This window comes from Streptomyces sp. NPDC032091 (genome assembly GCF_055580265.1).
In genome coordinates, this window is the sequence record NZ_JBVILR010000015.1 from 1 (window position 1) to 8,032 (window position 8,032).

Genomic DNA, 8,032 nt, shown 5'->3' on the forward strand with positions numbered 1-8,032 from the left:
CCGCCGCGATCTGGCACAACCGGGCCACCGGAACACCGATCACACGATCACTGATCGCCTACGACCACTGACCAGGACTTCGGACTTACTCGTCTGCCGGGACTTGGCCCGGGTGACCGCCACGTTCCACAGGTTGACCTGGGCGGCCACCCGGTGCGTGGTGCCTGGTGGGTGTTGCCACGTGGTCACCGATCGGGTCGACAGCGGGAACCTGGCGCGGACGTTCATCGTGCTGCGCGGGGGCGCGGTACGAGGAATGCACGTGGTGGGCGAGGCGCCGGTCCTCCGGCATCGCCGCGCTCAGCCCTGCCCGTACCCGCGCCTGCCGTTCCTGCTCGGCGGCGGCAGCCGGACGGGATGGAGCACTGGCCGGCCTCGCCGATGACCACGAGGTCGAACAGGTTCGGACCGAGGTCGAGCTGGATCACCGAATGGGTGCTGGTCATGGCCTCGGAGGCCAGGGCCCTGGACGACCGATCCGCTGGAGCGGCAGTCGAGCAGCACGATCTTCGAGGGGGCCCGGTCCGCTGTCCTCGTCGACGATGGTGATGCGATGACCGGCGGTGCGTCCCCCGGCCATACGGTCCTGCCGGGCGTGGCGGGGTGGGGGCTTCCGCTTGGCTGGGATGGGGTGGGGGTGGGGGTGCGGAGTGGTTGGTCCGCACCTAACCAGCCGTGGGTGCGGCCAAATCGGCCTGTTCTCGACCCTGCCCCCGGCGGTGTCTGGCGGGAACCATGCGGCATGATCTACAAGGCTTTGTCTGTACGGGGGCGGGGAGGACGGCCCGGGGGAATGGCCCCCGGGTGGCGGGGGTTGGGACATCCGTGGTGATGGCCGGTGGTGCAGCGGGCCGGTGGGAGGGGCCGTACGACCGTCGGCCCCCGGACCTCCGGCCGTCGGGGCGGGGTGGCCTGTTAGTGACCCGGCCCGGTGGCTGCTCGTGGCGCGAACCGTGCGACATTGCTCGAAGTGGCAGATTGTAGGCGGACGGGGGAGGTCCGGTGGGGGAACGACTCGGATTCAGAGTGCTCGGGCCATTGGCGGTGACCGCGGGGGACCGCAGCGTTCAGGTGGGCGGGGCCCGGCAGCGGGCCATTCTCGCCCTGCTGATCCTCAGCCCCGGCCGCGTGGTCCCCGTCGACACGCTCGTCGACGTCGTGTGGAACGGGAAGCCGCCCGCGACGGCCCGTACGCAGGTGGCCATCTGTGTCGCCGCGCTGCGCAAGACGTTCAAGGCGGAGGGTGCCGGCGACGACGTGATCGTCACCGTTCATCCGGGCTACCTGCTCAACACCAAGGAACACGACGTCGACTGGGTCGACTTCGCCACCCTGGTCGGCGAGGCCGAGCAGGACGCCCGGGACGGGCGGCTCGCCGAGGCCGCCCAGCGGTACGCCCAGGCCCTCGCCCTGTGGCGGGGCCCTGCGCTCTCCGGGGTGATGGGGCGGCCGGTCGAGGACGAGGCGGGCCGGCTGGAGGAGTACCGGCTCAACGCGTTCGACGACTCGACCGCCGTCCAGCTGGCGCTGGGCCACCACCACGAGGTGGCGCCGGAGCTGGCCGCCGTCGTACGGGAGCACCCGCTCCGCGAGCGGACGCTCGGACACCTGATGCTGGCCCTCTACCGGTCCGGCCGCCGGGCGGAGGCGATGGAGGCCTTCCGCCGGGTGCGCAAGCAGTTCATCGACGAGCTGGGCCTCGAACCCGGCCCCGACCTGCAGAACCTGCACGACTCGATCCTCCAGGACGACCCCGCCCTCGACGCGCCCAAGTCCGCCGCCCCCGCGCCGTCGGCCGGGTCCGCGGCCGCCGAGCCGCGCGTGGTGCCCTCGGAACTCCCCCCGGACATCCCGGGGTTCATCGGCCGCGCGGGCGAACTGCGCGGCCTCGACACGCTGGTGTCCGAGGACGGCGGCACGAGCGGCCCCCGGGTCGGTCTGATCACCGGCGTCGCGGGCGTCGGCAAGACCGGCCTCGCGGTGCGCTGGGCCCACCGGGTCCACGACCGGTTCCCCGACGGCCGCCTCTACGCCGAGATGCGCGGCTACGACGGCCACCACACGCCCACCGAGGCGGGCGACGTGCTCAGCCGTTTCCTGCGCTCGCTCGGCGTGCCCAGCGACCAGGTCCCGCTCGGCCTGGAGGAGCGGACGGCCCTCTACCGGTCGATGCTGGCCGACCGCCGGATGCTCATCGTCCTCGACAACGTCCGCAGCTACACCCAGGTCAGGGACCTGCTGCCGGGCGTCGGCGAGTGCTGCGTCGTGATCACCAGCCGGGAGCAGCTGGAGGAGCTGGTCACCTGGCCGCCGCAGGCCAGGGTGCACCTGGGCCTGCTCTCCGAGAAGCAGGCGGTCGACCTGCTGGGCGCGATCGTCGGCGAGTCCCGGCTCGCCGGAACGCCCGCCGAGGCGGTCGCCCTGGCGCAGCTGTGCGACCGGCTGCCGCTGGCGCTGCGGATCGCGGCGGCCCGGCTGGCCTCCAAGCCGCACTGGACGGTCCGGCACATGGTCGACCGCCTCCGCTGCGAACGCAACCGGCTCGACGAGCTCAGCCAGGGGGAGTCCCAGGTCCGGGCCAGCCTCGAACTCAGCTACCGCTACCTCTGCCCCAAAGCGGCCCACCTGTACCGCAGCCTGGGCCTGCTGACCGCCCCCGACTTCGCCGCCTGGGCCGCGGCCGCCCTGCTCGACATCGAGGTGAGGGAGGCCGAGGCGCTGATCGAGCAGCTCGTCGACGCCCAGTTCCTCGAAGTGGTCGGCATCGACGCGACCGGCCACATGCGCTACCGCTTCCAGAACCTGCTGCGGCTGTACGCGGGCGAGTGCGCGGAGCGGGAGGAGAGCGAGGAGCAGCGGTGGTCCGCCCGCGACCGGCTCTTCCGCACCTACCTGACCCTCGCCGAGGAGGCCCACCGCCGGGAGTACGGCGGGGACTACAGCGTCCTGCACGGCTCGACGGTGCGCCGGCCGCTGGCCCCGGCGCTGACCGACGAACTGCTGGTCGCGCCCCTGGAGTGGTTCGAGGCGGAACGGCTCTCCCTGCGCACGGTGATCGACCAGGGCGCCGAACTCGGCATGGACGAGCTGGTCTGGGACCTGACGGTGTCGATGGCCGTGCTCTTCGAGACCCGCAACTACATCGAGGACTGGCGGCTGTGCGCCGAGCGCGCCCTGGCCGCCACCCGCGCCTCGGGCAACCTGCGCGGGCAGGCCACCATGCTGACGGACCTCGGCGCCGTCGAGCTGCGGCTGCGGAACCTGCCGCTCACCGCCGTACGGCTGGAGGAGGCGCTGGCCCTGCACATCGAGGTCGGCGAGCGCCACGGAGAGGCGCTGACCCTGCGGAACCTGGCGATCCACGACCGGATGCAGGGTGACCTGGACACCGCGATGCGGCGGCTGGAGGTGGCCCGGGAGATCTTCCAGGAGGTGGGCGACCGTTCCTCCGAGGCGCACACGATGAACAACATGGCGCAGATCGAACTGGACCTGGGCCGGCCGGAGGCGGCCGTCCGCCACGGCCTGGAGGCGGTGCGGCTCTCGGAGAGCACGGGCCGGGGCGGGGCGCGCGGCGTGGCCCAGAGCACCCACCGGCTCGCCCGCGCCTACCTGGCGCTGGGGCGTGCGGAGCAGGCGCAGGAGGCGTTCCTGCGCGTGGTGCACATCGTCAAGGAGAAGTCCGACATGGTCGGGCTCTCGCACGCGCTGCTGGGCCTGGGCGAGGCCCGGCTCCTCGCCGGGTCCGGACAGCAGGCCCTCGACACGCTGACCGACGCCCTGGACATCGCCTCCCGGATCAGCAGCCCGCTGGTGGAGGGGCAGATCAACCTGGCCCTCGGTGAGGCGCTGCGGTCCCTGGGCCGGTCCGGTGCCGAGGAGTACCTGTCGGCGGCCCAGGCCATCTTCGACCGCATCGGGGCCAGACCCTGGCAGGAGCGGGCCGCCCTGGCCGTCCGGTCACCCGGCGGCCGAAGCGGATCGTGAGGCCCCGCCCCCGCCCGTTGTTCGGGTTTTCCCACATGGCCGGGGGCGTCCGGCGCCGATAGCGTTCGTTCCGTCGGCCACGCACCACAGGGGAAGAAGGGCGCGCACCATGGACGCCACGGCAGGGGCCGTCATCGCGGCGGCCGTCATGCTCAGTTGCACGATGCTCGTCGTCGGCGCGCTGTTCTGGTTCTCCACGGGGCACACCCGTCGCCGCTACGCCGCCGTCGAGCGGCTCGCCGCGGAACAGCGGGCGCTGCGCGACGACCTGGGCGAGGTCTCCGGCCGGGTCGCGGCGGTCCAGCGGCTCCTGGAGGACGCGGTCGAGTGAGACGGCGACGTCGGCGGGACCCCGAAGGGGCGGCATCCGAGGATGCCGCCCCTTCGGCGCACCGGCTCCGGTGCGCGTTCACCACGCGTCGAGGGTGACGCTGGTGAACTCCTGCACGGTGCGGTACCCGAGCCGTTCGTACACCCGGTGCGCGGTCCGCTCCGTCGAGTGGTGGGCCAGGCTGCACCAGGGCGCGCCGCCCTCCAGTGCCCGGCGGGTCAGCCACGCGGTGACGGCGGCGGCCAGGCCCCGGCCCCGGTGGGCCGGGGCCGTCGCGATGGAGGCGATGTGCGGGGCCCGGGTGGCCTCGCGCAGCAGCAGCGCCCCGACGCTCGCGAGGCCGCCGTCCCCGGCCCGCAGGCCCGCCCACAGGTGGACCTCGGGGGCTCCCGGGCGCACCGAGTGGCCGGGGCTCGCCGCGTTGAGGAGGTCCGCCAGCTCGGGGCCGGGATCGAGGAGGACGACGTCCTCCTCGCGCGGCTGTAGCGGCGGGGCGGCCCGGGTCGTCATCAGTTCCCACTCCTCCGCTTCCCCTTCAGGGAGGGGGACGGCGCCGCGGGGCACGGTGAGGACGTACGGCGGTTCGGGGAGGTCGGCCAGGACGGCCGCGCCGAGGGCGGCCGCCGCGGCGGGCGCGCCGACCACCGTGACGGTGGCGGCGGGCTCCGCGGCGGGGCCCGAGCCGTAGGCGGCGGCGCCGGGGAGCGACCAGGCGGGGCCGCTCCAGGTGGGGGGGATCAGTTCACGGGTCCAGGCGTCGTCGGTGACGGCGAGGACGTCGGCGCCTGCCCGGAGGCGTAAAACGGGCTGCATCGGCAGCTCCCTTGCGGTTGCACGCTGAACATGGAACGGGTGGGACATGGGGGGTGGGGGGTGGGGGGTGTGTGACCCGCGCGTGAACGGGCCCGTACCGGCCGGGGGACAGCCGGTACGGGCAGTAGTGGGGTGTGGGGGGACGGGGGTGTGGGGGGATGGGGGTTGTGGTGCGGGGTCAGGCGCCGGAGTGCCCCGGCAGAGCGGAGGCGGGGGCGCCGGTCAGCGTGGTGAGCCGTGCGCCGACCTCCTCCAGCAGGGCGTCGGCGTGCGGCACCAGGTAGAAGTGGTCGCCCGGGAACGGGACCGCCGAGAACGCGCCGGGGCTGGTGTCGGCCCAGGCCAGGACCGAGTCGACGGCGACGTCGGGGTCCTTCGTGCCGTAGAACGCGGCGACCGGGACGCCCAGCCGACGGAGCTCCGCCTCGCCGGCGTAGGCCTCCAGGAGCCCGTAGTCGGCGCGCAGCGCGGGCAGGACGAGGTCCAGCAGGTCGGGGTGGTCGAGCGCGGGCGCCATGGGTCCGCCGCGCCGGCGGACGTCGGCGACCAGGGCCTCGTCGTCGTCGAAGCGGAACACCGGCAGCCGATGGGGGGCGGCCCGTCCGGAGACCATGAGCAGCCGGGGGCCGTGGGCGGAGCCGCCCAGCCGCAGCGCGACCTCGTACGCCACCGAGGCGCCCATGCTGTGGCCGAAGAACGCCGTGGGGATCTCGGGCAGTTCGCCGAGGGCGGCGCTGATCGGGCCGGCGAGCGCGGCCATGGAGGTGACCGGCGCGTCGGTGATCCGGTCCTCGCGGCCCGGGTAGCGCACCGCGAGCACCTCGGTGTCCGGGGACAGCCGTCCCGGCCACGCGCGGAAGAAGCTGGCGGCTCCGCCCGCGTGCGGGAAGCAGACCAGGCGGACGCGGGGCCGGGCCGGGCCGTGCAGGGTGCGCAGCCAGGTGGCGGCCCGGGTGCCGGTGGTCAGGGTGGTCGTCGTCATCGTGTTACCGCCTCCTGCGGAACTGGCGGGCGGCCAGCGGGGCGAGCACGGCGATCATGCCGAGGCTCCAGGCCAGCGCCGCGATCACGTGGTGGCCCGCGGGGGTGCCGGTCAGCAGGGCGCGGGAGGCGTCCACCACCGAGCTCATGGGGTTGTGCGCGACGAGGAACCCCAGCCAGCCGGGCATCGTGCCGGGCGCCACGAAGATGGAGCTGCCGAACTGCAGCGGCACCATCGCCAGCATGCCCACGCTCTGCACCGTCTCGATGGTGCGGGCGGTGAGCCCGATCAGGGCGTGCAGCCAGGCCAGCGCGATCCCGTACAGCAGGATCACGGCGATGGCGGCGGCCGCCTGGACCGGTCCGGTCTGCACCCGGAAGCCGATCAGCAGGGCGAACGCGAACACCACCAGCAGGCTGACCAGCATCCGCAGGGCGTCGGCGAGGATCCGGCCGGCGAGGACCGCCGACGGGGCCATCGGCAGGGTGCGGAACCGGTCCATCACACCGTTGCCGAAGTCGACGTTGAGGCTGATGCCGGAGGTGCGCGAGGCGATGGTGGTGGTCAGCGCCATGATGCCGGGCATCACGTACTGCCGGTAGGCGGCGGCGCTGCCCGAGATCGCGCCGCCGAAGATGTAGACGAAGATCAGGGCGAAGACGACCGGCATCAGCGTCGCGTCGAGGATCTGCCCCGGGCTGCTGAGCACCTTGCGCAGATTGCGCCGGGTGATGGCCAGGGTGTGGGTGACGGCCCGGCCGGCCGCCGAGGGGAGGCCGCCCGTGGCGACGGCGGAGCTCATGCGGCGCTCCTGGTGGTCCCGGCGCCGGCGCGGCCGGCGGTCGTCAGGGGGGCGACCGGCGCGGCGCCGGCCGGACCGGCGCCGTCCCCGGGCGCTTCCGGCGCGGCGGCGGTCAGGGTGAGGAAGACGTCGTCGAGGCTGGGCACCCGGGTGTCGAGCCGGGCGATCGGGAGGCCGCAGGCGGCCAGCACCCGTACCGCCTCCGTGATCAGCCGGCCCTCGTGGTCCAGCGGCAGCCGGACCAGCCCGTCCCGCTCGTCCACCCCGACCGGCCCCAGCCCCGCCAGATCCAGGGCGCGGCGCACCGCCGGCAGGTCCCCGCGGAGCTGGGGGGTCACGTGGAGCACCGGGCCGCCGATGCGCTCGCGCAGCTCCAGCGCGGTGCCGGAGGCGATGACCTCGCCCCGGTCGATGACCGTGATGGCGTCGGCGAGCGCCTCGGCCTCCTCCATGTACTGGGTGGTGAGCAGCACGGTCGTCCCGTTCGCGGCCAGGCCGCGCACCTCGTTCCACAGGGCGTTGCGGCTCTGCGGGTCGAGTCCCGTGGTGGGCTCGTCGAGGAAAAGGACTTTCGGCTCTCCGAGGAGGCTGGCGGCCAGATCCAGACGGCGCCGCATTCCTCCGGAATAACCCTTGGCCGGGCGGCCGCCGGCCTCGGTGAGGCTGAACCGCTCCAGCATCGCGTCGGCGCTCGCACGCGCCTTGGCGCGGCTCATGCTGAGCAGCCGGCAGATCAGGTAGAGGTTCTCCCAGCCGGAGATGTCCTCGTCGACGGCGGCGTACTGCCCGGTCATCCCGATCAGGCAGCGCACCTCCCGGGCCTGGCGCGCCACGTCGTAGCCGTGGATGAGCGCCCGCCCCGAATCGGGCCTGACCAGGGTGGACAGCATACGCACGGTCGTCGTCTTGCCCGCCCCGTTGGGGCCGAGCAGGCCGAGCACGGTGCCCTCGGGCACGTCGAAGGAGACACCCCGCACGGCGCGGGTCTCCCCGAATGTCTTAGCCAGGTCTTCTACGCGTATCGCAGGGGTCGTGATCGTCATCGGATCGATCCTCTCGGTGTCCGCAGGAACAGCGGCGACGCAGAGGCTAGGACGCCCTTTTATCGATGACTTAT

6 protein-coding genes are annotated in these 8,032 nt (G+C 73.7%); 2 read left to right on the forward strand and 4 right to left on the reverse strand.

Annotated features, from left to right (window positions below; all coding sequences use genetic code 11):
- Positions 1-1,044: 1,044 nt before the first annotated feature.
- A complete protein-coding gene (locus ACZ5NJ_RS23325; protein ID WP_468767259.1) occupies positions 1,045-3,987 on the forward strand; it encodes an AfsR/SARP family transcriptional regulator in 2,943 nt (980 codons plus the stop codon).
- A 109-nt stretch (positions 3,988-4,096) separates the two neighbouring features.
- On the forward strand, positions 4,097-4,318 hold the full coding sequence (locus ACZ5NJ_RS23330) for a hypothetical protein (RefSeq protein ID WP_468767077.1): 222 nt from the start codon (positions 4,097-4,099) through the stop codon (positions 4,316-4,318).
- Positions 4,319-4,396: 78 nt separating this feature from the next.
- Here the strand turns inward: ACZ5NJ_RS23330 and ACZ5NJ_RS23335 are convergent, their stop codons facing one another.
- The 4 genes from ACZ5NJ_RS23335 to ACZ5NJ_RS23350 form a co-directional block, all read right to left on the reverse strand.
- Entirely contained in the window at positions 4,397-5,131 is a 735-nt protein-coding gene (locus tag ACZ5NJ_RS23335) for a GNAT family N-acetyltransferase (RefSeq protein ID WP_468767078.1), read from the reverse strand.
- Between the two features lie 178 nt (positions 5,132-5,309).
- Positions 5,310-6,113 (reverse strand): thioesterase II family protein, encoded by an 804-nt coding sequence (locus ACZ5NJ_RS23340; protein ID WP_468767079.1) that lies wholly within the window; start codon positions 6,111-6,113, stop codon positions 5,310-5,312.
- Between the two features lie 4 nt (positions 6,114-6,117).
- The gene (locus ACZ5NJ_RS23345) at positions 6,118-6,915 is read right to left on the reverse strand and encodes an ABC transporter permease (protein ID WP_468767080.1); all 798 of its coding nucleotides are present in this window, start codon (positions 6,913-6,915) and stop codon (positions 6,118-6,120) included.
- Positions 6,912-7,958, reverse strand: coding sequence for an ATP-binding cassette domain-containing protein (locus ACZ5NJ_RS23350; protein WP_468767081.1), 1,047 nt, complete (start codon positions 7,956-7,958; stop codon positions 6,912-6,914). The genes ACZ5NJ_RS23345 and ACZ5NJ_RS23350 overlap by 4 nt, the downstream gene beginning before the upstream one ends.
- Positions 7,959-8,032 lie beyond the last annotated feature (74 nt).

What these genes read in the sequence shown, in the direction of transcription:
- ACZ5NJ_RS23330 (WP_468767077.1), top strand. Translation starts at nt 4,097, where the DNA reads ATGGACGCCACGGCAGGGGCCGTCATCGCGGCGGCCGTCATGCTCAGT.
- ACZ5NJ_RS23335 (WP_468767078.1), bottom strand. Translation starts at nt 5,131, where the DNA reads ATGCAGCCCGTTTTACGCCTCCGGGCAGGCGCCGACGTCCTCGCCGTC.
- ACZ5NJ_RS23340 (WP_468767079.1), bottom strand. Translation starts at nt 6,113, where the DNA reads ATGACGACGACCACCCTGACCACCGGCACCCGGGCCGCCACCTGGCTG.
- ACZ5NJ_RS23345 (WP_468767080.1), bottom strand. Translation starts at nt 6,915, where the DNA reads ATGAGCTCCGCCGTCGCCACGGGCGGCCTCCCCTCGGCGGCCGGCCGG.
- ACZ5NJ_RS23350 (WP_468767081.1), bottom strand. Translation starts at nt 7,958, where the DNA reads ATGACGATCACGACCCCTGCGATACGCGTAGAAGACCTGGCTAAGACA.